Source organism: Streptococcus oralis, from assembly GCF_003943825.1.
Classification (GTDB): Bacteria; Bacillota; Bacilli; order Lactobacillales; family Streptococcaceae; genus Streptococcus; species Streptococcus oralis_CD.
On the sequence record NZ_RJNJ01000004.1, the window covers coordinates 1 to 25,873 of the forward strand.

Sequence of the window (25,873 nt, forward strand, 5' to 3'; positions counted from 1 at the left end):
TACCCAAGTCCGGCTGAAGGGAACGGTCTTGAAAACCGTCAGGCGTGTAAAAGCGTGCGTGGGTTCGAATCCCACATCCTCCTTTTTATATTAACGCGGGATGGAGCAGCTCGGTAGCTCGTCGGGCTCATAACCCGAAGGTCGTAGGTTCAAATCCTGCTCCCGCAATACCCAAGTCCGGCTGAAGGGAACGGTCTTGAAAACCGTCAGGCGTGTAAAAGCGTGCGTGGGTTCGAATCCCACATCCTCCTTTTTATATTAACGCGGGATGGAGCAGCTCGGTAGCTCGTCGGGCTCATAACCCGAAGGTCGTAGGTTCAAATCCTGCTCCCGCAATTTGGCTCGGTAGCTCAGTTGGTAGAGCAATGGATTGAAGCTCCATGTGTCGGCGGTTCGATTCCGTCTCGCGCCATATTTGTTTTATTAAGCGGGTGTAGTTTAGTGGTAAAACTACAGCCTTCCAAGCTGTTGTCGCGAGTTCGATTCTCGTCACCCGCTTTGAACGAAAGTTCATACCAAGTTTTTGAACTTGGGCGCGTAGCTCAGGTGGTTAGAGCGCACGCCTGATAAGCGTGAGGTCGGTGGTTCGAGTCCACTCGTGCCCATTAATAGGAGAATTACTCAAGAGGCTGAAGAGGACGGTTTGCTAAATCGTTAGGTCGGGTAACCGGCGCGGGGGTTCGAATCCCCCATTCTCCGTGAGTTAAGAGAGCTGTTAGGCTCTTTTTTTTGTAAGCAAATCCCCCTTCTAAATCATTAAAAGGGGATTTGTTTATTACCAATTTGTTAGTGATATTTCTCCGCTATTTAGCCAGATAGTATGTTTATCTTCAAGTTCGAGTTGAAGTTGACCAGATTCTGAGATTTCTTTTGCTAGACCTTTTTGCATTTTTTCATCTAGCTGGAAGGTGACTTCTTTTCCAAGAACTATTGATCTTTCTTTATAGATATAAAATAGCTCATCTGGAACCGTATTGTAGAAACAATTCCATATTTCGCTGATGAGCTCATTACGACTAATTGGTGCAGGTGGCATAAATAGGCTGCCTGCTTTTTCTTTTAGGTCTTCTGGGAAGTCTCTTATAGAAAAATTTATACCCAGTCCGATAATGACGTCTGTAACCAAGCCTGTCTCAACTGATGTCATTGCTTCGGTGAGGATACCTGCTATCTTTTTATTTTTAAAGTAGATGTCATTTACCCATTTGATATCTACTTCTATCATAGTTAGATTTTTAATTGCTTTGTAGACTGCAGCAGCTACAAGGAGAGTATAGGATGGGAGTTTTTCATAGGGAAGATTGGGTTGTATATGCAGGGACATATAGATCCCACCCTGAGATGGAGAATAGTAGGGGCGCTGAAATCGGCCACGACCTGCCGTCTGACAGGTTGAAAGATAGAGTGTATTTCCTTTGTTTCCAGCTTCAATCCCTTCTTTTGCATCTGTTTGTGTTGATTTGGTCTCAGGTTTGTAGCGAATGGTTAAGTTGGTTTTCTCTTGAATCAAATCAGGCAATATCAGATCTCCTTGAATAAGCTTGTAGCCTCTATTTTTGATACTATCAATTTCTAGGCCTTCTTGTTGAAGACGTTGGATCGCTTTCCATATAGATGTACGGCTTAAATTCAGTTCTTCTCCGATTTTTTCTCCGCTAACATAATCGTTTTCTCTAGCTAATATTTGGTAGACTAGTTGGTGTGATTTCATTGATTTTCCTTTCTAGCTAAGAGGGAGTGAGAGTATTCCTTTCGAGTTTGACTAGGTGTTTTATGAAAAAACTGTTTGTAGGCTTTTGAGAAATGTAGTGGGTCTGAAAAACCTACAGAATATGCAATGACTTTGATCGTTTCATTTGTGTGTTCTAGTAACTGTTGCGCACGGTTCATTCGAACGAAAAGTAAATATTCTTTTGGAGAGAGTTGGTGAAATTCTTTAAACACACTAGTCAAGTAACTTCTATGAACCGATAGCTCTTTTGCTAAATCTTGAATGGTGAGCGATTGTGGATAGTGACTATCAATTAATCGTTTGCAGTCAAGATAGAGTTGGTGGGTTGATGAAATATTCTCTTTTTTCTGATTGGGAGCAATCGTTCCTAGATGAAACATTAGTTCATGGAGTTGTCCCATGATGTGGAGTTGAGCCAATTCATTAGTTTTTGTAATCTGAGCAAAGCGGACAATATCTGAGATGAGTTTTGCAGTTGTCTGTGTATGACAGTTATTTGACTGGATGAGGTAGGATTGGTCAGAAATTTGAGATAGAGCAAAGTAGTCGGGTGTCCTCCCTCCAGTGATCCCCAACCAGTAGTAAGCCCAAGGATCCTGGTTATCTGCTTGATAGAATGTTAATTCATCTGGTTTTAGTAAAAAGAAATCTCCTGCCTTTAAATCAACAATTTTCCCCTTATAATGGAATTGACCTTTTCCTTTAGTAATGTAATGTAGTACATAGGTATCTCGAATAGCTGGGCCAAAAGAATAGTTAGGCGTGCATTCTTCATAACCGTAGAAGCTAAGAGAGAGATCAATTGTTCCAGTCTGGTATTCTGAAAAAACGAGCATGGGCCACCTCCTACCTAACATTTTACCATACTTTGTATACATTTCTCTATTTTAGAAAGCGCTTTTATGTGATAAAATTTTATCAAGAAATGGATGAGGTACAATTTATGGGAGTTCGAATAGAGAATAATCTATTTTACGTTGAGAGTAAAAGTTTAAGTTTGATTATTGAAAATAGGGATGGGTTCTTATTATTAAAACATTTAGGAAAGACTATTAAGAACTATAGAGGGGCTAATAGTGTTTACGAACGCGATCATGCTTTTTCTGGTAATCCCATAGCTACTAATCGAACCTTTAGTTTGGATACGCAACGTCAGATTTTTGGACAACATGGTTTGGGTGACTTTAGAAAACCAACTTTACAGATTCAACATGATGCAACTGAAGTAACAGACTTTCGATTTGTAGAAGCAAAGATTTTAAAAGGTCAGAATGGTCCACAGGGCTTACCTTCTCCTCACAGCATGGATGCTACAGAGACGCTTGCCTTGATTTTAAAAGATCCTCAAGCTAAACTTAGTCTTACTTTGTATTATACGGCTTTTGATAATGATGCGACAATTGCTAGTTACAGCAAATTCGAAAATAATAGTAATCAGGAAGTTGTCATCCATAAGGACTTTTCTTTTATGGCTGATTTTCCTGCTGCAGCTTATGAAATGGTGACTTTACAGGGAGCTTATGCTCGTGAAAAGACTGTTCGACGTCAACAGGTAGAGCAAGGAATCTTTTCAATTAGTTCGAACCGTGGAGCTTCTGGGCATGCTCAAACACCAGCTCTTCTATTATGTGATCAAGGAGTTACAGAGGATGCTGGGAATGTGTTTGCTCTACAACTGATGTATAGTGGAAACTTCGAAGCTTTTGTCCAAAAGAATCAACTGAATGAAGTTCGGGTGGCTATTGGAATTAATCCAGAAAATTTTTCTTGGAAGTTAGATCCTGAGGAAAACTTTGAAACACCGGTAGCTTTAGTGACCTATTCAGATAAGGGATTAACTGGTATTAGTCATGAAAGTCAGAATTTTGTACTTAAGCACATTATGCCAAGTAAATTTTCTAAAAAAGAGCGTCCAATTCTAATCAATAACTGGGAAGCTACCTACTTTGACTTTCAGAAAGAAAAACTGTTAGAACTAGCTGATGAAGCTAAGAAAGTTGGAATTGAACTTTTTGTATTAGATGATGGGTGGTTTGGTAATCGCTTTGATGATAATCGTGCTTTAGGTGATTGGGTTGTTAATGAGAAAAAGCTGGGTGGAAGCCTAGAAAGTCTGATTTCAGCGATCCATGAAAGAGGTTTGCAGTTTGGGCTTTGGTTAGAACCTGAGATGATTTCTGTTGATAGCGACTTGTATCGTAAACATCCTGACTGGGCTATTCAGGTTCCAGATTATGAGCATACCTATTCTCGAAATCAATTAGTACTTAATCTTGCCAATCCTCAGGTAGTAGAATATTTGAAAAATGTTTTAGATGAACTCCTCTCTTATCATAAAATTGACTACATCAAATGGGATATGAACCGCAATATCACTAATCTGGGGAATGGTTCAGCCTACTTGGAAACCCAGATGCAATCTCATCAGTACATGCTGGGGCTTTACGAACTCGTTTCTTATCTGACAGAGAAACATAGTCATATTCTCTTTGAGTCTTGCTCTGGTGGTGGTGGACGAAATGATCTTGGTATGATGCGTTATTTCCCACAAGTCTGGGCTAGTGATAATACTGATGCAATTGCACGTTTACCAATTCAATACGGTTCATCCTATCTCTATCCAACCATTTCTATGGGGGCTCATGTATCAGCAGTACCAAATCATCAGATGGGACGAATGACCCCATTGGAAACTCGTGGTCATGTAGCAATGATGGGAAATCTGGGCTATGAGCTTGATTTAACAAGTTTATCAGATGAAGAGAAGGCTGAGATTGCTAATCAGGTGAGCTTATATAAAGAATTGCGACCAGTAGTCCAGTTGGGAAATCAGTATAGGTTAATCAATCCCAATGCTGAATCCAATGAAGCAGCTCAACAATTTAACTATGGAAATCAAACGATTGTAACCTACGTCCGAGTCTTATCAGTTGTAGAAACAATGGAAACCACCTTGAAACTGAAAGATTTGGAGGTGGAAGGGCTTTATGAGCTGGAAGGGACAAACATTGTTTATTCGGGTGCAGAGCTCATGTATGCAGGTTTAACTGTTACCCTATCACCAGGAGATTTTTTGAGTAGACAGTATAAATTCAAAAGACTATAATAAAAGCGTATAAATTTATCAAGGAGGCATTCCAATGAAATGGTATAAGAAAGCAGGTTTTCTTTTAGTAGCTGGGGCAAGTTTACTAGGCCTAGTGGCTTGTGGTCAGAACAATCAATCAGCTGATGGTAAGGTAACGATTGAGTTTTTTAACCAGAAGACCGAGATGGCAGATACCTTGCAAAGGATAGTGGATGATTTTGAGAAGGAACACCCTAATATTGATGTGAAGCTGACTACAGTACCTTCAGCTGGAATTGTTCTAAAGACTCGTATTTTATCAGGAGATGTTCCAGATATTATTAATATCTATCCTCAAAATATGGATTTTCAGGAGTGGGCGAAGGCAGGCTATTTTGCAGATATGACAGGAAAACCCTATCTTGAGAACATCAAGAATGACTATGCCGAAAAGTATGCAATCAATAACAAGATTTATAGTGTGCCATTAACAGCCAACCTTTATGGAATCTATTACAATAAAACGAAGTTTAAAGAATTAGGACTTGAGGAACCGAAGACTTTTAAAGAGTTTCAAGAGATTGTCAAAAAGATAAAAGATAGTGGGAATTCTCCGTTTGCGGTTGCAGGCAATGAAGGCTGGACATTGAATGGTTACCACCAACTTTCTCTCATTACTCTTACAGGTAGTGGAGACGCGGCTAATAACTACCTTCGCTTTTCAAAACCAAACGCAATCTCTGCAGATGATGCTATTTTAAAAGCAGATGCAGAACGACTCGATTTATTAGCAGATAATGCTCAAGATGGTTGGCGTGGTGCCTCATATAATGATGCGGTGGTAGCATTTTCGAGTGAAAAAGCCTTGATGATGCCACAAGGATCATGGGCATTAGCCGCAATTAATCAACAGGATCCAAAATTTGAGGTGGGGATGTTTGTCTTTCCTGGAGAAGAAGTAGGAAAAGAAGTCACTGTTGGTGCAGGGGACATGGCATTATCAACTTCAGCTACTACCAAACATCCGAAAGAAACCGAAGAATTTATCAGCTATATGACTAGTCCAAAAGCTATGCAGTCATACTATGATGTAGATGGATCACCAGTTGCGGTGAAAGGCATACAGGAAAAAGAAGATTCAGCGCTTGCAGCTATTTCTAAACTGGCATTTACGGACAAACATTATGTTTGGTTGGGCCAACGCTGGAATTCTGAAGAAGACTTTTTTAATCTAAGTACAGGTTACCTGATGGATAAAAATCTGAAAAATATGGCAAACAATCTCAATGCTTTCTTTAATCCAATGAAGGCAGATTTGGACTAGAATAGGAGTTAAGATGATATGGCTATTCGAAAATTTTTAAATAAATACTGGGGTTGGACATTTTTGCTTATCCCGCTTGCTTTACAAGCTATCTTCTTTTACTTTCCAATGGTACAAGGTGCTTTCTATAGTTTGACTAACTGGACTGGATTGACCTATAATTATAAATTTGTTGGTTTAAATAACTACAAATTGCTGATGATTGATGGGAAATTCTTCACAGCCATAGCCTTTACTTTGATTTTAACTCTGGCATTGATTATTGGAGAGATTACGATTGGGATGGTTGTGGCACGAGCCTTAAATTCTAAGATGAAGGGGCAGACCTTCTTTAGAGCTTGGTTCTTTTTCCCAGCTGTTTTGTCTGGTTTGACAGTTTCCTTGATTTTTAAACAATTTTTCAACTATGGGCTTCCAACGATTGGAAAAATTTTAGGGATTGGTTTTCTACAAGAGAGTCTATTAGGAACACCTGTCGGAGCGGTAGTGGCAACTATTTTTGTTCTTCTATGGCAAGGAGTAGCAATGCCAATCATTCTCTTTCTTGCTGGTCTTCAGAGTATTCCAAATGATATTTTAGAGGCAGCATCAATTGATGGTGCAACCAGTAAACAAACCTTTTGGAAGATTGAATTGCCCTATTTACTGCCAACGATCTCTATGGTTTTTATTCTGGCTCTTAAGTCCGGTTTAACAGCCTTTGACCAGATTTTTGCGTTGACGAGTGGTGGTCCAAATAATGCTACAACGTCTCTTGGACTTTTAGTCTACAACTATGCTTTCAAGAGTAATCAATATGGATATGCGAATGCAATTGCCTTGATTTTATTCTTAATTATTGGAATTGTTTCTCTGATCCAAATTAAACTATCAAAGAAATTTGAAATCTAATAGAGGAGTCCTACACATGAAAAAAGAAGAAAAATTGAATCAGTTTTGGAAATACGTCCTCTTGATAGTCGGTGGTATTCTTATACTCGTTCCTTTGTTGGTAACGGTATTTAGTTCTTTCAAGACAACTAAGGATATCATGAATCATTTCTTTAGTTTGCCCAATCCTTTTACCTTAAGTAATTATGAACGATTAATTTCGGATGGAATTGGAGGCTATTTCTGGAATTCAGCTGTTATTACGGTGTTATCATTGATTGTAGTAGCTTTCTTTATACCAGCTGCAGCTTATTCCATTGCTCGAAATATGTCCAAGAAAAAAGCCTTTGCAATTATGTATTCGCTCTTGATCTTAGGGATATTTGTTCCATTTCAGGTGATTATGATTCCCATCACAGTTATGATGAGTAAACTCGGTCTAGCAAATATATGGGGGCTAGTAATACTCTACCTAACTTATGCTATTCCACAGACCCTCTTCTTGTATGTTGGTTATATAAAAATCAGTGTACCGGATAGTTTGGATGAAGCTGCGGAAATTGATGGGGCTGATCGTTTTACAATTTATCGTCGAATCATTTTTCCAATGTTGAAGCCCATGCATGCGACAACTTTGATTATCAATGCTCTCTGGTTCTGGAATGACTTTATGTTGCCACTGTTGATTCTGAATAAGGATTCCAAGATGTGGACTTTACCTCTCTTCCAATACAACTACCAAGGTCAGTACTTCAATGACTATGGCCCAAGTTTTGCATCTTATATTGTGGGAATTGTAACGATAACCATTGTCTACCTCATCTTCCAAAAACATATCATTTCAGGAATGAGTAACGGGGCAGTGAAGTAAGAAAGTGCTTATGGAATTTATAATTCCATACATAGAGGAACAGTTCAGCTTATTGACAATTCTATGTAGAAAAAAGAAAGTAGTACTTAGTTACTTGCAGTTTATATTAGTACTGAACAAAAATCTAAAAATATCTTTCATTTACAAAGCCAGGTCATATAAGACTTGGCTTTCATCAGAAAAAGGAGACCATCTATGACCATTCAAAATAAAACCATGTTGATTACTTACTCAGATAGTCTTGGAAATAACCTTAAAGACTTGTATGAGAATTTGGAAGAACATTTTGGCGATGCTATTGGGGGAGTTCACCTTCTACCATTTTTCCCGTCAACAGGTGATCGCGGATTTGCACCAGTTGACTACGATGAAGTGGATCCAGCGTTTGGTGATTGGGAGGATGTTAAGCGTTTAGGTGAGAAATATTATCTTATGTTTGACTTTATGATTAATCATATTTCTCGTCAATCGAAATATTATAAGGACTATCAAGAAAAACATAAAGCTAGTGAATTCAAAGATCTCTTTTTAAACTGGGATAAGTTTTGGCCGGAAAATCGTCCGACACAGGCTGATGTAGATTTAATTTACAAGCGAAAGGATCGTGCACCAAAGCAAGAGATTCTTTTTGCAGATGGTTCAGTAGAACATTTGTGGAATACCTTTGGTGAGGAGCAGATTGATCTTGATGTGACCAAAGAAGTAACGATGGCATTTATCCGTAAGACGATTCAACATCTAGCAAGTAACGGGTGTGATTTGATTCGTCTAGATGCTTTTGCTTACGCAGTGAAGAAATTGGATACCAATGATTTCTTTGTGGAACCAGATATTTGGAATTTATTGGACAAAGTTCGAGATATCGCTGCTGAGTATGGGACAGAGCTCTTACCTGAGATTCATGAACACTATTCGATTCAGTTTAAAATAGCGGACCATGATTACTATGTTTACGATTTTGCCCTGCCAATGGTGACCCTTTATACTCTTTACAGTTCCAGAACAGAGCGTTTGGCTAAGTGGTTAAAGATGAGCCCGATGAAGCAATTTACGACACTAGATACCCATGATGGGATTGGAGTGGTGGATGTCAAGGATATCCTGACTGATGAGGAAATTGACTATGCTTCAAATGAGCTCTATAAGGTTGGAGCGAATGTCAAACGTAAGTACTCTAGTGCAGAGTATAACAACCTAGATATCTACCAAATCAATTCAACCTACTATTCTGCGCTTGGAGATGATGATGTCAAGTATTTCCTCGCTCGTTTGATTCAAGCTTTTGCTCCAGGCATTCCTCAGGTTTACTATGTGGGTCTATTAGCAGGAAAAAATGACTTGAAATTATTAGAAGAAACTAAAGAAGGTCGAAATATTAATCGTCATTACTATAGCAACGAGGAAATAGCAGAAGAAGTTCAACGTCCTGTGGTGAAGTCCCTTCTCAATCTATTTTCTTTCCGTAATCAATCAGAGGCCTTTGACCTAGAAGGGACTATTGACGTTGAAACACCAACAGCTCATAGCATTGTAATCAAACGTCAAAATAAAGACAAGTCTGTAACAGCAGTAGCAGAAATTGATCTGCAAAGTCAGACCTATCAAGTAGTGGAAAACGGCAGAAATATTCAGTTCTAGTACTATATTGATGACAGAGTTTTTTGTGGTGAAAACGTGTTCAATGTTCCCAAATGACGGAAAAAATGGTAGAATATAAAGATAGTTTAGCATTTATCTTCTGGAGAAATCCAGAACAGAAAGGATCCGTTTTGAAATCAATTGGATTACTGGATAAGATAAGAGGGCTTTCGAAAAAAGATTTCTTTTTGTATTTGATGATCATAAGTATCTTTTTACCTTTTTATTTGTTCTTAGCTCTCTTTGCTTTATATTTGATAGGTTTACTTGTTACTGGGGAGATGAAGGGAATTATCAAAGGATTGGCCAAACATCCTGTACTTCTCTTTTTTATTGCCTATAGTAGTATCATCTCTATCGTCGCCAAGAACTGGCTGGGATTGGTTGCATCTTTACTGATGTTTCTCTTCCTCATTTTCTTTAGTTTTTACCAGAAACGTCTGACACATGCTTTCTTTCGACTGATACTGCAGACAATATTGTTTGGTAGTGTGCTCTCTGCTGTTTTTGCTACTTTGGAGCATTTCCAAATTGTAAAGAAATTTAACTACGCCTTTCTTTCGCCTAATATGCAAGTATGGCACCAAAACCGTGCGGAGGTCACATTCTTTAATCCTAACTACTATGGGATTATCTGTTGCTTCTGTATCATGATTGCCTTTTATCTCTTTACAACGACGAAGTTAAGATGGCTGAAAGTCTTTTGTGTGCTAGCAGGTTTTGTGAATCTATTTGGTTTGAATTTTACGCAAAATAGAACAGCCTTTCCTGCCATCATTGCTGGTGCCATCATTTATCTCTTTACAACCATTAAAAACTGGCGCGCCTTCTGGCTCAGTATTGGAGTTTTTGGGATTGGCCTTTGTTTCCTCTTCTCAAGCGATTTGGGTGTCCGTATGGGAACGCTAGATTCTTCAATGGAGGAGCGTGTTTCAATCTGGAATGCGGGCATGACTTTGTTCAAGCAAAATCCGATCTGGGGTGAGGGTCCGCTGACCTATATGAATTCTTTCCCGAGAATTCATGCACCTTACCACGAACACGCGCATAGTCTTTACATCGATACTATTTTAAGTTATGGTTTGATTGGAACCATTCTCCTATCCATTTCTTCGGTTATCCCGGTTCACATGATGATGGATATGAGTCAGGAGTCTGGGAAACGACCAATTATCGGTCTTTATCTCTCCTTCCTGACAGTAGTCGCTGTACATGGGATTTTTGACTTGGCTCTCTTCTGGGTACAGTCAGGATTCATCTTCTTGCTGGTTATGTGCAGTCTACCACTGGAACATCGAACCTTAGTGTCCGAAATGACAGATTAAGTTAATAAATAGTGAAGATCTTCTACTCTAGGTAGGAGGTCTTTTTTGTTGGTGAAAATTATTTCTAAATCGAAATAGTTGACAGATGGAACGATAAGTATTACAATGAAATGTAATTCGATATCGAAATAAATTGGAGGTGTTATGAAAGATAGTCATTTAGTTGCCCATCATATTCGTTTGTTAAATGGGCGGATTTTTCAAAAGTTACTGAATCAGGATCCTGAGACTCTTTATCGGAGTGAACAGGGAAAGATTTTAGCGGTTTTATGGAATAGTGAAACTGGCTGTGCAACTGTGACAGATATTGCGCTGGCGACTGGTCTCGCTAACAATACGCTCACAACCATGATAAAGAAACTTGAGGAGCAAAACCTGGTCATCATTAGCCCATGTGGAATAGATAAGAGAAAGAAATATGTCAAGCTAACGGAGCAAGGTTGGTCCCAAAAAGAAGTTGGCCATCGCATCAGTCAAAAGTTGGATGCTATTTTTTATAAAGGATTCTCTGAGGAAGAAATTCGCCAATTTGAAAGTTATCAGGAACGCATTTTGGACAATCTGAAAGAGAAAGCAAATGAGGAATAAAATATGTTAAAACAAGTTGAAAATGCACGAAATCTATATATTCATGCTATTCAAGACGGGCGAGTTGCTGAGACTCAAGCTCAGTCCGTAGGAGATACCTACATTCAACACTCGACAGGTGTTTCAGATGGGAAAGAAGGGTTTGCGGCTTTCTTTGCAAATTTCTTTGAGCGCTATCCCGAGCGTGAGATGAAGATTGTCCGTACTATTGAGGATGCCAATCTGGTCTTTGTCCATGTTCACCAATATCTCAATGGCGGGGAAGCTCAATGGGTGACGACAGATACTTTCCGTGCGGATGAGAATGGCCGTATCGTAGAACATTGGGATGTTATTGACTACTATCGAACTCCAGAAAATGAACAGTTAGATCAGATCTTTGGAGATTTTGAAATCACGGATTTGGACAAAACAGCAGAAAATAAAAAGTTGGTTCGCCGTTTCTTGACAGAAATCTTCCAAAATGGGGAACTGGAGCAGTGGAGTGATTATGTGGCAGAAGATTTGATTCAGCATATTCATGAGATTGGCCAAGGAAGTCAGGCATATAAAAACTATGTGGCTGAACATGGTGTCACTTTCGACTTTGTTTTCCAGCTTTTGGGACAAGGAAATTATGTGGTCAGCTATGGACAGACTCCGATTGACGGAGTTGCCTATGCCCAGTACGATATCTTCCGTTTGGAGAATGGCTTGGTTGTGGAGCATTGGGATAATAAGGAAGTTATGCCTAAGGTAGAAGACTTGACTAATCGAGGAAAGTTTTAAATAGAGGACAAAGAATGATTGAATATAAAAATGTAGCGCTACGCTATACAGAAAAAGATGTTTTGAGAGATGTCAATTTACGGATTGAGAATGGAGAGTTCATGGTTTTAGTGGGTCCTTCTGGATCTGGTAAGACGACCATGATCAAGATCATTAATCGTCTTTTGGAACCGACTGATGGAAATATTTACATGGATGGCAAGCGCATCAAAGACTATGATGAGCGGGAGCTTCGTCTTTCTACTGGTTATGTTTTACAGGCTATCGCTCTGTTTCCCAATCTAACGGTTGCGGAAAATATTGCTCTCATTCCTGAGATGAAGGGGTGGAGTAAGGAAGAGATTGCGAAGAAAACAGAAGAGCTTTTAGCTAAGGTTGGTTTACCGGTAGCTGAGTATGGGCATCGTTTGCCTAATGAATTATCTGGTGGAGAACAGCAACGGGTCGGGATTGTCCGTGCCATGATTGGTCAGCCTAAGATTCTCCTCATGGATGAGCCCTTTTCAGCCTTGGATGCTATTTCGAGAAAACAGTTGCAGGTTTTGACGAAAGAATTGCATAAAGAGTTTGGGATGACAACGATTTTTGTGACCCATGATACGGATGAAGCTTTGAAATTAGGTGACCGTATTGCTGTCTTGCAGGACGGAGAGATTCGTCAGGTGGCGAACCCTGAGACCATTTTAAAGGCTCCTGCAACGGACTTTGTAGCAGATTTGTTTGGAGGTAGTGTTCATGACTAATTTGATATCAACTTTTCAGGATCGTTTTGGTGATTGGGTAACAGCTCTATCTCAACATTTGCAGTTGTCACTTTTAACCTTGTTACTAGCTATTTTTATCGCGATTCCTTTGGCTGTTTATCTTCGTTATCATGAAAAGATGGCGGACTGGGTCTTGCAGATTGCAGGAATTTTCCAGACTATCCCGTCTCTGGCCTTGCTGGGACTCTTTATTCCCTTGATGGGAATTGGGACCTTGCCTGCTTTGACAGCACTAGTGATTTATGCGATTTTCCCAATTTTGCAAAATACCATCACTGGGCTAAAGGGAATTGATCCAAGTCTACAAGAGGCTGGGATTGCCTTTGGGATGACTAGATGGGAGCGTCTCAAGAAGTTTGAAATTCCACTTGCCATGCCTGTCATTATGTCTGGGATTCGGACGGCAGCGGTCTTGATCATCGGTACGGCGACCTTGGCTGCCTTGATTGGTGCAGGGGGACTGGGTTCCTTTATCCTTTTGGGAATTGACCGCAATAATACCAGTCTGATTTTGATTGGGGCCCTTTCTTCTGCAGTGCTGGCTATTGCCTTTAACTTCCTGCTAAAAGTGATGGAAAAAGCAAAATTGCGGACGATTTTCTCTGGTTTTGCCTTGGTGACCATATTGCTTGGTCTGTCTTATAGTCCAGCCCTCTTGGCTCAAAAAGAGAAAGAAAACTTGGTGATTGCTGGGAAATTGGGTCCAGAACCCGAAATTTTGGCCAATATGTATAAGTTGCTGATTGAAGAAAATACCAGTATGACTGCGACTGTTAAACCGAATTTTGGGAAAACAAGTTTCCTCTATGAAGCTCTGAAAAAAGGGGATATTGATATCTATCCTGAATTTACTGGTACGGTGACTGAAAGTTTGCTTCAGCCATCACCCAAGGTAGGTCATGAGCCAGATCAGGTTTATCAGGTGGCGCGTGATGGTATTGCCAAGCAGGATCATCTAACCTATCTTAAACCCATGTCTTATCAAAATACTTATGCTGTTGCTGTTCCGAAAAAGATTGCTCAAGAATATGGTTTGAAGACCATTTCGGACTTGAAAAAAGTGGAAGGGCAGCTGAAGGCAGGCTTTACACTCGAGTTTAACGACCGTGAGGATGGGAATAAGGGCTTGCAGTCTCTCTATGGCCTCAATCTCAATGTAGCAACCATGGAGCCAGCCCTTCGCTATCAGGCTATTCAGTCAGGGGATATTCAAATCACGGATGCCTATTCGACTGATGCAGAGTTGGCGCGTTATGATTTACAGGTATTGGAAGATGACAAGCAACTCTTCCCGCCTTATCAGGGGGCACCACTGATGAAAGAAGCTCTTCTCAAGAAACATCCTGAGTTGGAGCCAGTTCTCAATAAACTAGCAGGTAAAATCACGGAAAGCCAGATGAGCCAGCTCAACTACCAAGTCGGTGTTGAAGGCAAGTCAGCAGAACAAGTAGCCAAAGAATTTCTACAAGAACAAGGCTTGTTGAAGAAATAGCTTAACAATGCTAAACTTAACTTTGTTAAATGATCATATAGAAAAATGCTCAGGCAATCTTGTCTGGGCTTTTTTGGTGTCAGAATTAATGATTATCATTTTTAAATGGAAAATAAGAGGAAATTTTCAGGATTTTCTAAAATTTTACTGTAAATACACTTGACTATTCACAAAATAGGTGTATAATGTGTTGTGAACTACTTAACAAATAAAGATTTCCAGCTCATGTCGACTAAGGATGTAAATCTTGTGTATAGACAGTTCAGTAGATATATAATAGAGCGTTGCGTCCGAAAGTCTATCCAGACACGGCTCTTTAAAAACAAAAGGAGAAGATTATGAAAACAGAACCGATTCATCGTACCAGTATGTGGAAATTTAAGTTAAGTGCTGCCACCATGACTTTGATTCCCGCTGCCGTGGGGATTAACTATGTTGCCAAAGCCTTGGCGGAGGGGTTAAAGTTGCCCGTTTGGCTGGGGTCTTTGGGAACCTTTCTTACCAGCATGTTGGCTGGGCCGGTTGCCGGTGCCATTAGTGGTTTCATCAACAACGTGATCTATGGGCTGACCTTATCGCCAATTTCAACCGTGTATGCGATTACCAGCATCGGAATTGGGATTGCTGTCGGAGTTTTGCACGCCAATGGGTGGTTCTCGTCAGCGCGACGAGTATTTGTTTCTGCTATTATTATTGCCATCGTTTCAGCTGTCATTTCAACGCCACTCAACGTCATCTTTTGGGGTGGTCAGACCGGTATCGCTTGGGGTGACTCATTGTTTGCGGTAATGGTCGCCAATCATGTACCAGTGTGGCTGGCCTCATTTACCGATGAGTTTGTCTTGGATATTTTGGATAAAGTCTGTGTGGCCTACCTGGCACTCTTCATCTATCGTCAGCTGCCGAAGCGGATGGTGCACTTCTTTAGCGATGATAAATGATGACTGATAAAACATTGATTTCTGGAGCGCCACGGGTCAAGCTCAAGTGGTACCAAGTGATCGATCCGATTACTAAGCTCTTGTTCATCTTGGACATGACGTTGTTGAGCTTTGCCAGTATGAATTTATTGCTTCAGGCCGGATTAATTCTTGTCGCAACACTGCTATTGTTATTTTCCAAATTGAGTTCTACCACCTTTAAGGCGCTGGGATTCAGCCTGTTTCTGATTTGCACCATGCTGATCATCCAAGGGTTATTTTACAGTCGGAATCAAACTGTGCTGTTTTCTGTGCTTGGGGTGTCGTTCTACAAAGAAGGCCTGATTTACGCCACCACTCTGGGTTGTCGAGTATTGGTGATTATTTTGACCAGTGGCTTTTTTATGGTGACCACGAGTATTTCAGAAAACGCGGCCTATTTGGAACTGTCCGGATTGTCTTATAAAACCGTCTACGTTCTGATGTCGGTGTGTTATATTTTGCCGGAAATGATGCGCAATATGCGGAAAATCCAGCAGGCACAAAAAGTTCGCGGAACCAATCCGCAAAAAACGTTGATTCAGAAATTAAAGTCAGTCCTGCCGGTTCTAATTCCATTGGTGATTAAGACCTTGGATCAATCGATGACGCGGTCGATTTCTCTCCAACTGAGAGGTTTTGATAATCTCAACCGGACTGTCAGAACCTCCCAGCGCGTGTATCGCCTGTCGCGGACGCTGCACATTGGTCTGACTGGATTGGCAATTTTATTGATTGGGTGGAAGATATGGACGAAGATAAACGGATTGTAATTGAAAATTTGACCACCCGTTATCCGGGTACTGAGCAACCACAACTGCGTCAGATTAACGCGGAGGTTCATACCGGCCAGGTGGTTGGGATTATCGGGAATAGCCACTCCGGCAAATCGACTTTGTGCCGTGTGCTGGCAGGGGTCATTCCCAAAATTGTGTCTGCTGAGATTGAGGGCGATTGGCACATGTTTGGCCAGCGAGTGTCTGACAATTGGCCCGTTTATAATGCCATGAATGGAGTTGTACTGCAAAATCCAGCTGGCCAACTAAGCGGGTTGGCAGACACGGTTGCCGATGAAATCGCCTTTGACTTGATTAATCAGGGAATGGCTGAAGGACTGATTCAAAAACGGGTCGAAGAAGTTGCCACGCAAATGGGGCTGATTGAACAGCTGAATTTGCGTCCCGAGAGCCTTTCCGGTGGTCAGATCCAGCGGTTGGCAATTGCCACGGCGATTGTGGCTAATCCGGCTGTTTTGATTATGGATGATCCGACCAGTGAGATGGATCCCCTTGGCCGTCGGCAATTTTTCCAATGGCTGGCCCAAGTCAAAGAGACGACTGTCTTCATTGTCACCAGTGAAATTGACGATTTGTGCGAAGTCGCCGACGTTGTGTGGGTGCTGCACGAGGGTCAAATGGTAGCCCAGGGCAGGCCGGGTGAGGTGTTTAATCATTTGGCAGCTGACTGGCAGATTCCAGCCCCGACAATCCAGCAACTTGCTCAAAAAATGGATTGGCACTTGGCTGATGGCCGGTATCCGGTGAATTACGCTGATCTGAAGGAGGTTCGTTATGTCCACAATTGAACTGAGCCACCTGACGTTCACTTATCCGGAACGGTCCTTTAGCTTGGATGTTGAAGACAAACACTTCGCCGATCCGATGGTGGCGATTGTCGGCCAAAATGGTGCCGGCAAATCAACGCTCTTCAAATTGTTGACGGGTTTGCTGACACCACAAACCGGTGTGATTAAGATCGATGGAGAAAATTTTAATGATCTTAAACCAGTCGAAAAGTTACTGAAGGTTGGGATTACTTTTCAGAATCCTGACGATCAGCTTTTCAACCCGACCGTTCAACGAGAGGTGGAGTGGAATGTCGCGCAGGTCATGGATGACCACGACACGATTACGAGGCGGGCTTTAGCGGCTCTAAAAAGAGTTGGCTTGGATGATAAAACAGCTGAAAGTCCATATGACCTGTCATTGTCGGAACGCAAGCTGTTGAGCGTTGCCACAGTTTTGGCAGTGGATCCGGCGATTTATTTATTTGATGAGCCGATGATGTCGCTTGATTGGGAAAGCCGGCGCAAGTTGACCGCAATTTTCCATCAGTTGGCTGATTCGGGCCACCAAGTTGTGACCATCACCCATGACATGGATTGGGTCGCCGCCGAGTTTGAGTCGGTGTATGTTATGGAACACGGGAAGTTTGGCTTCGCCGGCAGTCCACGGGAATTGTTCAGCAATCACGAACTTGTCCAGCGAGTGGGATTACTACCACCGCGGATTATGGACATAGCGGAGTCGCTGGGTGATTCACAGACATATTTATCGGTTAATGATTATTGCCAGAAAAATCGAGATGTATAGAAAAAGTCACCTCTGCGGGTTTTCCAGGTTGAAGGATTAACTTCAGCTTCTGGCAAGAACTCACATGGGTGACTTTTGTGTTTAATAACGTTTCATGATCATCGGGTGCTTCCTCAGATCACTCGGTTTGATTTTACTTTGTTTCATGGTCATAATCATATACCATTTCTTTTGGATTTTTTGTTTGACTAATACAAAATAGGTCTTCATAGGTCTTCGCATTTTTAGCGTCCATTAGGATCATCAGTATAATTTTCTGAATTAGGAGGCTGTCCCATCACTATTCGAACTTCGTCTCCCAACTTACGCTGTTCCTATTCATCCGTGAATCCTTTAAATCGCAATTCTGGAACTTTCTTTTTAACTGAATCATCTATTTTCGCCATAGTCCTCACCATTTTATTGGTTTTTCTTGTTCTTCTATCCTTTTTTGATCTTTGATTTGTTCCTGCAAATTTTCCAACTTCTCTTTAAGAGCGTTCACTTCATCTTTATATTGATTGTCTAAGTGTTTGAATTCTGTTTCCTGTGAGGGCATTTTGAGGGCTTTTAAGTTATCATTTTCCGCCTTGTATTCTTCTAGCAACTTTTTATCTTGCAAGGCTAATCGTTGTTACTGGTCTAACAAATTAGTTAGTTTTTCTATTTGTTGGTCTTTGCTACTTATTTGTTGGTCTTTGGTATTTGATTTGCTACTACTTTCTACTTTACCTAAAATTATTTTTTCTGCTTTAGAATTTATTAGATTAGACCCATTGGAACTTTTAAGCTGTAATTCTTTTGGTAACCTTTGGTAGTGATATTGAATATTTTGTTTTGTAACACTCAACTCATCCGCCAGCTCTTTGATCGTTTTTAAGTCTTCACTCATGGTTTAAGTCCTGCCTTTTAACCGTTGGTAGATATTGTTCAATGGCTTTTTTGAGGTAGCGTGCGATATTATGCTTAGAATATTCTTCACGTCTGCTGGTAACATAAGACAAGTGGTCTTTAACACTATTTAGCCCTCTTAATTCTTTCAGTTCGTCATAGAGGGGGTAAACATGGACTTGCAATCCTGCCATGATTTTTGTATCTTGCATTTCAAACGGACTTAGCAACATATTTTCTAGCAATAGCGTGGTGTACTTGCTTTTCATTGCTTCAATAGCTAGCTTATCTTCGGTTTCTGCTTTGCGTGCTTTATCTTCTTGATAGGCGGTATCTTCTAACTTATAGCTGTTATCGTCTGCTCGACGTTTCTTTCGTAACCAGATATCCAATGTTAAACCGTCCGCATCAATCGCTCGATAGAGATAATGCCAACGCCCCTTAATTTTGATATAGGTTTCATCCATTTTCCACGAATAGAAGGACTGTTTATTTTTCTTTTTCCAGAGATGATAGAGGATTTTACTGTATTCTTGAACCCACCGATAAATCGTAGTGTGACAAACATTTATTCCACGGTCATAAAGCAATTCCTGAACTTCACGATAGCTCAGATTGTAACGTAGGTAATAACCAACAGCGACAATGATGACGTCTTGTTGGAATTGTTTACCTTTAAAATGATTCATCTCTCAAGCCTTACTAACCTTTTTTCTGCTCTTTGAGAAGCTGAAGGTCGTGCTAGTAACTACCTATTTGGTTTGATTAATTCCATCATTTATCTGGTGCTTGCCCTTCAAAAAGGCTTCTATGGTGAGGTTTTAACAACTCTCTATTTTACAATTATGCAGCCAATTGGTCTCTTGGTTTGGATTTATCAAACCCAGTTTAAGAAAGAACAACAAGAGTTTGTCGCACGTAAACTAGACGGCAAGGGTTGGACAAAGTATCTTTCTATTAGTGTTCTTTGGTGGTTGGCCTTTGGGTTTATTTATCAGTCTATCGGAGCTAATCGTCCCTATCGTGATTCTATCACTGATGCGACCAATGGTGTAGGGTAAATCCTCATGGCAGCTGTTTGCCGTGAACAGTGGATATTCTGGGCTGCTACTAATGTCTTTTCAATCTATCTCTGGTGGGGAGAAAGCCTGCAAATCCAAGGGAAATACCTGATTTACTTGATCAATAGTCTAGTTGGGTGGTATCAGTGGAGCAAGGCAGCAAAGAGTGCTTAAAAAGTAAAAAAGGATCAGATGATCCTTTTTTGTGTTAGAGCAAAATGAATAATACCGTAATGATAATAGCGCTCGTTATACGAACGATGTGGTGCGAGATATGTTGTTTTTCTTTCTGTTGGCCGTTCCAGTAGGCACCATAGCAGACGATACTCGAGCCCACAATCCATAGAAGAATGGTCGCAACTGGAACGAAGTAAAAGATAGCTAGAGCCAGAGAGGTGAGGCAACTGCCGACCAAGATACACGTGTTTCCCAGACTGTAGTTCTTTTGTTTCATAGCTGAAAAGGCAGCAGCAAGGTGAAGCAATGAGAAGGCGAGAGCTAGTACGATTGTTAGTATTCCTAGAATCATCGAAGTTAACATAGTTTGTTCCTTTCTGAGTTTCAGGCTTAGTTATCAAGTGGAGTTGTAGAGGTCATCTCTATTACATCAAGGTAAAATTTCACCACTTGGTTTTCGGTATAAGATTTTCCTTTTTTTAGCCACCAAGTTAGGGTCTCGATAAAGTTCGTTACAACAAAATGCTGGAGGTAGGAGTCCGGAATGTTTGGATAGGCTTCTTGCAAGTCATCCGCCACCATGGGATAAACGTGGTGTTTGAGTTCCCTGTGTAGTTGGCGGAGGAAGTAGTCGTTTTTGGAAAAAAGGAGACTGGTGACATGGTCCTGGTTTTTTTGAAAATGTAAAAAGATATGTGCGAGGTAGTCCTTGATAGTAAAGTGTCCTTCCCTTTCAAAGAGATGATGAAAGAGGTAGCGACAGAGCTCATCTAAAAGGAGTTCCTTACTTTCGTAATGACAGTAAAAAGTAGAACGTCCAACATCTGCTAGGTCAATGATATCCTGAACAGTAGTGGCATCATAGCCCTTATCGTTCAAAAGTTGTAAAAAAGCTTGATAGATGGCTTTTTTCGTCTTGCTGACTCGACGGTCTCTTTTTGGCATATAGACACTTGAGACAAACTGTTCAGAACTGAACATGGCTGACAGTTTGCTTCTATCCTTTCTTTGGATTTTATTAGATAATACAAATGAAAGAAGTATGTATATACCCATTATACCAAAGGAGGGAGAGAAATGAGTTCTAAAACATCTATCTGGCTAGCTTTTTTCTTAAATTTAAGCTATGCGATTGTTGAGTTTATCGCAGGAGGAATCTTTGGGTCAAGTGCAGTTCTTGCTGATTCTGTTCATGACTTGGGAGATGCTATGGCCATTGGCCTATCAGCCCTTTTAGAAACAATTTCAAACCGTGAAGAAGATAGACAGTACACCTTGGGTTACAAGCGTTTCAGCCTTTTAGGGGCCATGCTAACGGCTGTGATTCTTATGATAGGATCCATCCTAGTGATTTTAGAAAATATAACTAAACTTTTTAATCCACAACCTGTTAATGATGAGGGCATCCTCTGGCTAGGAATCATTGCAGTAAGTATCAATGTGCTAGCTAGTCTGGTAGTTCGTAAAGGAAAGACAAAGAACGAGTCAATTTTGAGCTTGCATTTTTTGGAAGACACTCTTGGTTGGTTGGCTGTCATTCTAATGGCGATCATCCTCAAATTTACAGATTGGTATATCCTTGATCCACTCTTATCTCTTGTCATTTCTATCTTCATTCTAACAAAAGCCATTCCTCGCTTTTGGAGTGCACTCAAGATTTTCTTGGATGCTGTGCCAGAAGGAGTAGAGACAGGGGATTTGGAGAAGGATTTGGAGGCTCTGATCAATGTCAAAAGTGTCAATCAACTTAGCATTTGGTCCATGGACGGTCTAGAGAATAATGCTATTGTCCACATTTGTATTAAGGACTGGGAACAGATGATGGAAACCAAAGAAGTGGTGCGTCAATTTTTAGAAGAAAGAGGCGTGCAGAATATCACTATTGAAGTGGATAGCAGTCAAAGCAATCATGCGCAACATAAACGGAGGATAACAGCCTTAGAGCAGAACCATCCTCATCATCACTAGAAAAAACGACCTCTTGTTGAGGTCGTTTTAATATCTTATTCATTTCTCGTACTTTCTCTCAGAGTCAGTCTGGTTCCCAGCATGGTCAGGCTAGGAATTTTTCGTCCATGAAGGACTTCTTTATTAAGAATATCCATACCTGCTCGGCCCATTTCCTCGGTATAGACAGTGATGCTTGAAAGAGGAGGATAGACCTGCTTGGTCAGGCTAGTGTCGTTGAAAGAAATGAGGCTGACGCGGTCTGGTAGGCTAATTCCAGCTTCTTGAAGGGCACGGAGGGCACCGATGGCTAAACTATCGCTGGCAGCGAAAAAGGCTGGTGGGAGTTGTTCTCCTAGCTTGTGAATGGCCTCCTTCATCAAGTCATAGCCAGACTGGGCAATAAAGCTCCCCTGAAAGACCAGTTCTTCATGGTAGATACCTTTTGCTTGGGTATAGTCTTTGAAATTTTCTAGTCGCTTATCCTGAATAATTTCTTCCTGGTCGGTTGTTTCTTCAAGGCCTGTTAGAATGCTAATCCGATCCAGTCCCTGACCGAGGAAATGGTCTACAACTTGTTTCACAGCAGTGTAAAAATCCGTGATAATACAGGTATGACCTAATGAGAGGGTATCGCTGTCTATAAAGACTAAAGGTTTTTGGTATTCTTCAAAGGCAGAAATCTGAGCTCGGCTGAACTTTCCGATACAGAGAATGCCAATCACTTCCTCGCTCAGGGTAAAAGGATGGTCATTAAAATAGCGCAAGATGTCATAGTCCAACTCTTGGGCTCTTTTTTCAATACCGAGACGAATCTGATAGTAGTAAAGGTCGTCCAACTCCCCTTGTTCGCTGACCCATTGGATAATGGCAATCTTTTGCTTGGGTTTGTGGGATTCGCCTGTCTTTAGATGCTTAGTATAGCCCAGCTCTTCAGCGACAGTTAAAATACGGTGTCTGGTTTCTTCTGTAACAGATAGGCTCTGGTCGCGATTGAGGACACGAGATACGGTCGCGATAGAGACAGAGGCTAGCTGTGCGATGTCTTTTAATGTAGCCATAAATCCTCCTCCTTTTAGGTTAGTATATCATATTTTTCTGCTTTTTACTGATAGTTTAGTAAAAGTTTAGTAAAAAGGGTTGACCTTGGCAAATGCCTTGGATACAATAGAAGAAAACGATTACACGTTAATACTCTTCGAAAATCAAATTCAAACCACGTCAACGTCGCCTTGCCGTACTCAAGTACAGCCTGCGGCTAGTTTCCTAGTTTGCTCTTTGATTTTCATTGAGTATAAGGTGACTTAACGGACAGTTAAAGGAGAATTCATATGACACAACATCTTACTGCTGAAGCCCTTCGCAAAGACTTTCTTGCCGTTTTTGGTCAAGAAGCAGACCAAACTTTCTTTTCACCAGGCCGTATCAATTTGATTGGTGAACACACGGACTATAATGGCGGTCACGTTTTTNCTGCAGCTATTTCCTTGGGGACTTACGGCGCAGCTCGTAAGCGTGACGACCAAGTTTTGCGTTTCTACTCAGCCAACTTTGAGGACAAGGGCATCATCGAAGTTCCTCTTGCTGACCTCAAATTTGAAAAAGAGCACAGCTGGACCAACTATCCAAAAGGGGTTCTTTATTTCTTGCAAGAAGCTGGACATGTGATTGACAAAGGGTTTGATTTTTATGTTTATGGGAATATCCCAAATGGTGCTGGCTTGTCTTCATCAGCATCATTGGAACTCTTGACAGGGGTCGTGGCAGAGCATCTCTTTGATTTAAAACTAGACCGTTTGGATTTGGTTAAAATCGGAAAACAAACAGAAAATAACTTTATCGGAGTCAACTCTGGTATCATGGACCAGTTTGCTATCGGTATGGGGGCTGACCAACGTGCTATTTACCTAGATACCAACACCTTGGAGTATGACTTGGTGCCACTTGATTTGAAGGACAATGTTGTTGTTATTATGAATACCAATAAACGCCGTGAATTGGCGGACTCTAAGTACAATGAACGTCGTGCTGAGTGTGAAAAAGCAGTAGAAGAATTGCAAGTTGCCTTGGATATTCAGACCTTGGGTGAATTGGATGAGTGGGCCTTTGACCAATACAGCTATTTGATTAAAGACGAAAATCGTTTAAAACGTGCTCGCCATGCTGTGCTTGAAAACCAACGTACTCTTAAAGCTCAAGCAGCCCTTCAAGCAGGAGATTTGGAAACATTTGGACGCTTGATGAATGCGTCACACGTTTCTCTGGAGCATGATTATGAAGTAACTGGCTTGGAATTGGATACCCTTGTTCACACAGCTTGGGACCAAGAAGGTGTTCTCGGTGCTCGTATGACAGGAGCAGGTTTTGGTGGCTGTGCTATTGCTTTGGTGCAAAAAGATGCTGTTGAGGCCTTTAAGGAAGCTGTAGGCAAGCACTACGAGGAAGTCGTTGGATATGCTCCAAGCTTCTATATCGCTGAAGTTGCAGGTGGCACTCGCATCCTTGACTAGTCAAAAGGAGGCTTTATAGTGACCTTAGTAGATAAATTTGTAACACATGTCATTTCTGAAAGTTCATTTGAGGAAATGGATCGAATCTACCTAACCAATCGTGTCTTAGCACGAGTGGGCGAAGGTGTTTTGGAAGTTGAGACTGATCTGGATGAATTGATTGACCTCAAGGACCAGCTGGTCGAGGAGGCGGTTCGATTAGATACGATTGAGGATAGTCAGACTGCGCGCGAAATCCTCGGAGCTGAACTGATGGACTTGGTAACCCCTTGTCCAAGTCAGGTCAATCGTGACTTCTGGGCAACTTATGCCCAATCTCCTGAGCAGGCGATAGCGGATTTTTACCAGCTCAGTCAGAAAAATGACTACATCAAACTCAAGGCCATTGCTAAAAATATTGCTTATCATGTTCCATCTGACTACGGAGAACTTGAGATCACCATCAACCTCTCTAAGCCTGAAAAGGATCCGAAAGAGATTGCAGCAGCCAAGTTGGTGCAAGCTAGCAATTATCCCCAGTGTCAGCTTTGTATAGAGAACGAGGGCTACCATGGTCGGGTTAATCATCCAGCTCGCAGCAATCACCGCATTATCCGTTTCGAAATGGTGGGTCAGGAGTGGGGCTTCCAGTATTCGCCCTATGCTTATTTTAATGAGCACTGTATCTTCTTAGATGGTCAGCATCGACCTATGGCGATTAGTCGTCAGAGTTTTGAGCGTCTGCTGGCGATTGTAGAGCAATTTCCGGGATATTTTGCGGGTTCGAATGCCGACCTGCCAATCGTGGGAGGCTCTATTCTGACTCATGATCACTATCAAGGAGGCCGTCACGTATTTCCTATGGAATTGGCTCCCTTGCAAAAGACTTTCCGATTTGCTGGATTTGAGCAGGTCAAGGCTGGGATTGTCAAGTGGCCTATGTCTGTCCTACGTTTGACTTCGGATTCAAAAGAAGATTTGATCAATTTGGCTGACAAGATTTTACAGGAATGGCGCCAGTATTCAGATCCTACAGTGCAGATTTTGGCAGAAACAGACGGGACACCACACCATACCATTACACCGATTGCTCGTAAACGCGATGGACAGTTTGAGTTGGACTTGGTCTTGCGAGACAATCAGACATCGCCAGAGCATCCTGATGGCATCTATCATCCCCACAAGGATGTCCAACATATCAAGAAGGAAAATATCGGCTTGATTGAGGTCATGGGCTTGGCTATCTTGCCACCTCGTTTGAAGGTAGAAGTGGAGCAAGTCGCTAGCTATCTTGTAGGAGATGGTGAAGCAGTTGCAGACTATCATCAGGAATGGGCAGACCAGCTCAAAGTCCAACATCCAGATCTAGCAGATAAAGAAAAAGCCATTGAAATCGTCAAGGACTCTGTGGGTGCTATCTTTGCGCGCGTTCTAGAGGATGCAGGGGTTTACAAGCAGACGGAACAAGGACAGGCAGCCTTTATGCGCTTTGTAGAGCAGGTTGGAATTTTGCCAGACTAGGAGCTTTCTCCTTGCACAGTTCTATAAAAAGTAGTATC

25 protein-coding genes, 8 tRNA genes and 1 pseudogene are annotated in these 25,873 nt (G+C 41.3%); 26 read left to right on the forward strand and 8 right to left on the reverse strand.

The window, feature by feature from the left end:
- Position 1 precedes the first annotated feature (1 nt).
- The 8 genes from D8863_RS11045 to D8863_RS04210 all read left to right on the forward strand — a co-directional run bounded on the left by D8863_RS11045 (position 2) and on the right by D8863_RS04210 (position 699).
- Positions 2-80 (forward strand) — tRNA-Ser (locus D8863_RS11045).
- Between the two features lie 14 nt (positions 81-94).
- Positions 95-168, forward strand: a tRNA-Met gene (locus D8863_RS04185).
- A gap of 1 nt (position 169) precedes the next feature.
- Positions 170-248: transfer RNA gene (locus D8863_RS11050), tRNA-Ser, on the forward strand.
- Positions 249-262: 14 nt separating this feature from the next.
- Positions 263-336, forward strand: a tRNA-Met gene (locus D8863_RS04190).
- 3 nt (positions 337-339) lie between these two features.
- A tRNA-Phe gene (locus tag D8863_RS04195) sits at positions 340-412 on the forward strand.
- 15 nt (positions 413-427) lie between these two features.
- Positions 428-498: transfer RNA gene (locus tag D8863_RS04200), tRNA-Gly, on the forward strand.
- 33 nt (positions 499-531) lie between these two features.
- Positions 532-605, forward strand: a tRNA-Ile gene (locus D8863_RS04205).
- Positions 606-611: 6 nt separating this feature from the next.
- A tRNA-Ser gene (locus D8863_RS04210) sits at positions 612-699 on the forward strand.
- A gap of 76 nt (positions 700-775) precedes the next feature.
- On the opposite strand, the gene birA is transcribed toward D8863_RS04210, so the two are convergent.
- Both birA and D8863_RS04220 read right to left on the reverse strand, forming a co-directional pair.
- Complete coding sequence (birA, locus tag D8863_RS04215) at positions 776-1,711, reverse strand: bifunctional biotin--[acetyl-CoA-carboxylase] ligase/biotin operon repressor BirA (protein WP_125441184.1); 936 nt, start codon at positions 1,709-1,711, stop codon at positions 776-778.
- Complete coding sequence (locus D8863_RS04220) at positions 1,708-2,568, reverse strand: AraC family transcriptional regulator (RefSeq protein WP_044020295.1); 861 nt, start codon at positions 2,566-2,568, stop codon at positions 1,708-1,710. The genes birA and D8863_RS04220 overlap by 4 nt, the downstream gene beginning before the upstream one ends.
- 107 nt (positions 2,569-2,675) lie before the next feature.
- On the opposite strand from D8863_RS04220, the gene D8863_RS04225 reads away from it, so the two are divergent.
- The 14 genes from D8863_RS04225 (at position 2,676) to D8863_RS04290 (ending at position 17,770) form a co-directional block, all read left to right on the forward strand.
- Positions 2,676-4,838 carry an alpha-galactosidase gene (locus D8863_RS04225; protein ID WP_125441298.1) on the forward strand — a complete coding sequence of 721 codons (2,163 nt, stop codon included), beginning with the start codon at positions 2,676-2,678 and terminating at the stop codon, positions 4,836-4,838.
- A 34-nt stretch (positions 4,839-4,872) separates the two neighbouring features.
- Positions 4,873-6,123: an extracellular solute-binding protein gene (locus D8863_RS04230; RefSeq protein ID WP_125441185.1), complete on the forward strand. Its 1,251-nt coding sequence runs from the start codon at positions 4,873-4,875 to the stop codon at positions 6,121-6,123.
- Positions 6,124-6,141: 18 nt separating this feature from the next.
- Positions 6,142-7,014, forward strand: a complete 873-nt coding sequence (locus D8863_RS04235; protein WP_001007683.1) for a carbohydrate ABC transporter permease — start codon at positions 6,142-6,144, stop codon at positions 7,012-7,014.
- A gap of 16 nt (positions 7,015-7,030) precedes the next feature.
- Positions 7,031-7,864 (forward strand): carbohydrate ABC transporter permease, encoded by an 834-nt coding sequence (locus D8863_RS04240; protein ID WP_125441186.1) that lies wholly within the window; start codon positions 7,031-7,033, stop codon positions 7,862-7,864.
- Between the two features lie 195 nt (positions 7,865-8,059).
- Entirely contained in the window at positions 8,060-9,502 is a 1,443-nt protein-coding gene (gene gtfA, locus D8863_RS04245; RefSeq protein ID WP_125441187.1) for a sucrose phosphorylase, read from the forward strand.
- Between the two features lie 131 nt (positions 9,503-9,633).
- Positions 9,634-10,827 (forward strand): O-antigen ligase family protein, encoded by a 1,194-nt coding sequence (locus tag D8863_RS04250; RefSeq protein ID WP_025170970.1) that lies wholly within the window; start codon positions 9,634-9,636, stop codon positions 10,825-10,827.
- Positions 10,828-10,971: 144 nt separating this feature from the next.
- On the forward strand, positions 10,972-11,415 hold the full coding sequence (locus D8863_RS04255; RefSeq protein ID WP_125441188.1) for a MarR family winged helix-turn-helix transcriptional regulator: 444 nt from the start codon (positions 10,972-10,974) through the stop codon (positions 11,413-11,415).
- A 3-nt stretch (positions 11,416-11,418) separates the two neighbouring features.
- Positions 11,419-12,183 carry a nuclear transport factor 2 family protein gene (locus D8863_RS04260; protein ID WP_125441189.1) on the forward strand — a complete coding sequence of 255 codons (765 nt, stop codon included), beginning with the start codon at positions 11,419-11,421 and terminating at the stop codon, positions 12,181-12,183.
- A gap of 14 nt (positions 12,184-12,197) precedes the next feature.
- On the forward strand, positions 12,198-12,926 hold the full coding sequence (locus tag D8863_RS04265; protein ID WP_125441190.1) for an ATP-binding cassette domain-containing protein: 729 nt from the start codon (positions 12,198-12,200) through the stop codon (positions 12,924-12,926).
- Positions 12,919-14,439 carry an ABC transporter permease/substrate-binding protein gene (locus tag D8863_RS04270; protein WP_125441191.1) on the forward strand — a complete coding sequence of 507 codons (1,521 nt, stop codon included), beginning with the start codon at positions 12,919-12,921 and terminating at the stop codon, positions 14,437-14,439. The genes D8863_RS04265 and D8863_RS04270 overlap by 8 nt, the downstream gene beginning before the upstream one ends.
- 338 nt (positions 14,440-14,777) lie before the next feature.
- Complete coding sequence (locus D8863_RS04275) at positions 14,778-15,380, forward strand: ECF transporter S component (RefSeq protein WP_095725827.1); 603 nt, start codon at positions 14,778-14,780, stop codon at positions 15,378-15,380.
- Positions 15,380-16,171 carry an energy-coupling factor transporter transmembrane component T gene (locus D8863_RS04280; protein WP_000130448.1) on the forward strand — a complete coding sequence of 264 codons (792 nt, stop codon included), beginning with the start codon at positions 15,380-15,382 and terminating at the stop codon, positions 16,169-16,171. The genes D8863_RS04275 and D8863_RS04280 overlap by 1 nt, the downstream gene beginning before the upstream one ends.
- Entirely contained in the window at positions 16,147-16,983 is an 837-nt protein-coding gene (locus tag D8863_RS04285; RefSeq protein WP_000343048.1) for an ABC transporter ATP-binding protein, read from the forward strand. The genes D8863_RS04280 and D8863_RS04285 overlap by 25 nt, the downstream gene beginning before the upstream one ends.
- Complete coding sequence (locus D8863_RS04290; RefSeq protein ID WP_000103848.1) at positions 16,970-17,770, forward strand: energy-coupling factor ABC transporter ATP-binding protein; 801 nt, start codon at positions 16,970-16,972, stop codon at positions 17,768-17,770. Before D8863_RS04285 ends, D8863_RS04290 begins: the two co-directional genes overlap by 14 nt.
- A 391-nt stretch (positions 17,771-18,161) precedes the next feature.
- Here the strand turns inward: D8863_RS04290 and D8863_RS04295 are convergent, their stop codons facing one another.
- The 3 genes from D8863_RS04295 to D8863_RS11205 are packed head-to-tail and all read right to left on the reverse strand — an operon-like array spanning position 18,162 to position 19,329.
- Positions 18,162-18,371, reverse strand: a complete 210-nt coding sequence (locus D8863_RS04295) for a hypothetical protein (protein ID WP_001152919.1) — start codon at positions 18,369-18,371, stop codon at positions 18,162-18,164.
- Between the two features lie 12 nt (positions 18,372-18,383).
- On the reverse strand, positions 18,384-18,641 hold the full coding sequence (locus tag D8863_RS04300) for a plasmid replication protein (RefSeq protein ID WP_001287840.1): 258 nt from the start codon (positions 18,639-18,641) through the stop codon (positions 18,384-18,386).
- On the reverse strand, positions 18,634-19,329 hold the full coding sequence (locus D8863_RS11205) for an IS6 family transposase (RefSeq protein ID WP_125441192.1): 696 nt from the start codon (positions 19,327-19,329) through the stop codon (positions 18,634-18,636). Before D8863_RS11205 ends, D8863_RS04300 begins: the two co-directional genes overlap by 8 nt.
- Before the next feature lie 39 nt (positions 19,330-19,368).
- On the opposite strand from D8863_RS11205, the pseudogene pnuC reads away from it, so the two are divergent.
- Positions 19,369-19,875, forward strand: a pseudogene (gene pnuC / locus D8863_RS04310) (nicotinamide riboside transporter PnuC); the annotation flags it as partial.
- Positions 19,876-19,909: 34 nt separating this feature from the next.
- On the opposite strand, the gene D8863_RS04315 reads toward pnuC, so the two are convergent.
- Both D8863_RS04315 and D8863_RS04320 read right to left on the reverse strand, forming a co-directional pair.
- The gene (locus D8863_RS04315; protein WP_125391629.1) at positions 19,910-20,242 is read right to left on the reverse strand and encodes a glucuronide permease; all 333 of its coding nucleotides are present in this window, start codon (positions 20,240-20,242) and stop codon (positions 19,910-19,912) included.
- A 26-nt stretch (positions 20,243-20,268) separates the two neighbouring features.
- The gene (locus D8863_RS04320; protein ID WP_125441299.1) at positions 20,269-20,823 is read right to left on the reverse strand and encodes a TetR/AcrR family transcriptional regulator; all 555 of its coding nucleotides are present in this window, start codon (positions 20,821-20,823) and stop codon (positions 20,269-20,271) included.
- Between the two features lie 132 nt (positions 20,824-20,955).
- Between D8863_RS04320 and D8863_RS04325 the strand changes: the two genes are divergently transcribed.
- Positions 20,956-21,846: a cation diffusion facilitator family transporter gene (locus tag D8863_RS04325; protein ID WP_125441193.1), complete on the forward strand. Its 891-nt coding sequence runs from the start codon at positions 20,956-20,958 to the stop codon at positions 21,844-21,846.
- Between the two features lie 35 nt (positions 21,847-21,881).
- Here the strand turns inward: D8863_RS04325 and galR are convergent, their stop codons facing one another.
- On the reverse strand, positions 21,882-22,886 hold the full coding sequence (gene galR, locus D8863_RS04330; RefSeq protein ID WP_000212497.1) for a DNA-binding transcriptional regulator GalR: 1,005 nt from the start codon (positions 22,884-22,886) through the stop codon (positions 21,882-21,884).
- Positions 22,887-23,156: 270 nt separating this feature from the next.
- On the opposite strand from galR, the gene D8863_RS04340 reads away from it, so the two are divergent.
- Together D8863_RS04340 and D8863_RS04345 are read left to right on the forward strand one after the other, a co-directional pair.
- On the forward strand, positions 23,157-24,335 hold the full coding sequence (locus D8863_RS04340) for a galactokinase (RefSeq protein ID WP_125441194.1): 1,179 nt from the start codon (positions 23,157-23,159) through the stop codon (positions 24,333-24,335).
- 18 nt (positions 24,336-24,353) lie between these two features.
- Positions 24,354-25,835, forward strand: coding sequence for a UDP-glucose--hexose-1-phosphate uridylyltransferase (locus tag D8863_RS04345; RefSeq protein WP_125441195.1), 1,482 nt, complete (start codon positions 24,354-24,356; stop codon positions 25,833-25,835).
- Positions 25,836-25,873 lie beyond the last annotated feature (38 nt).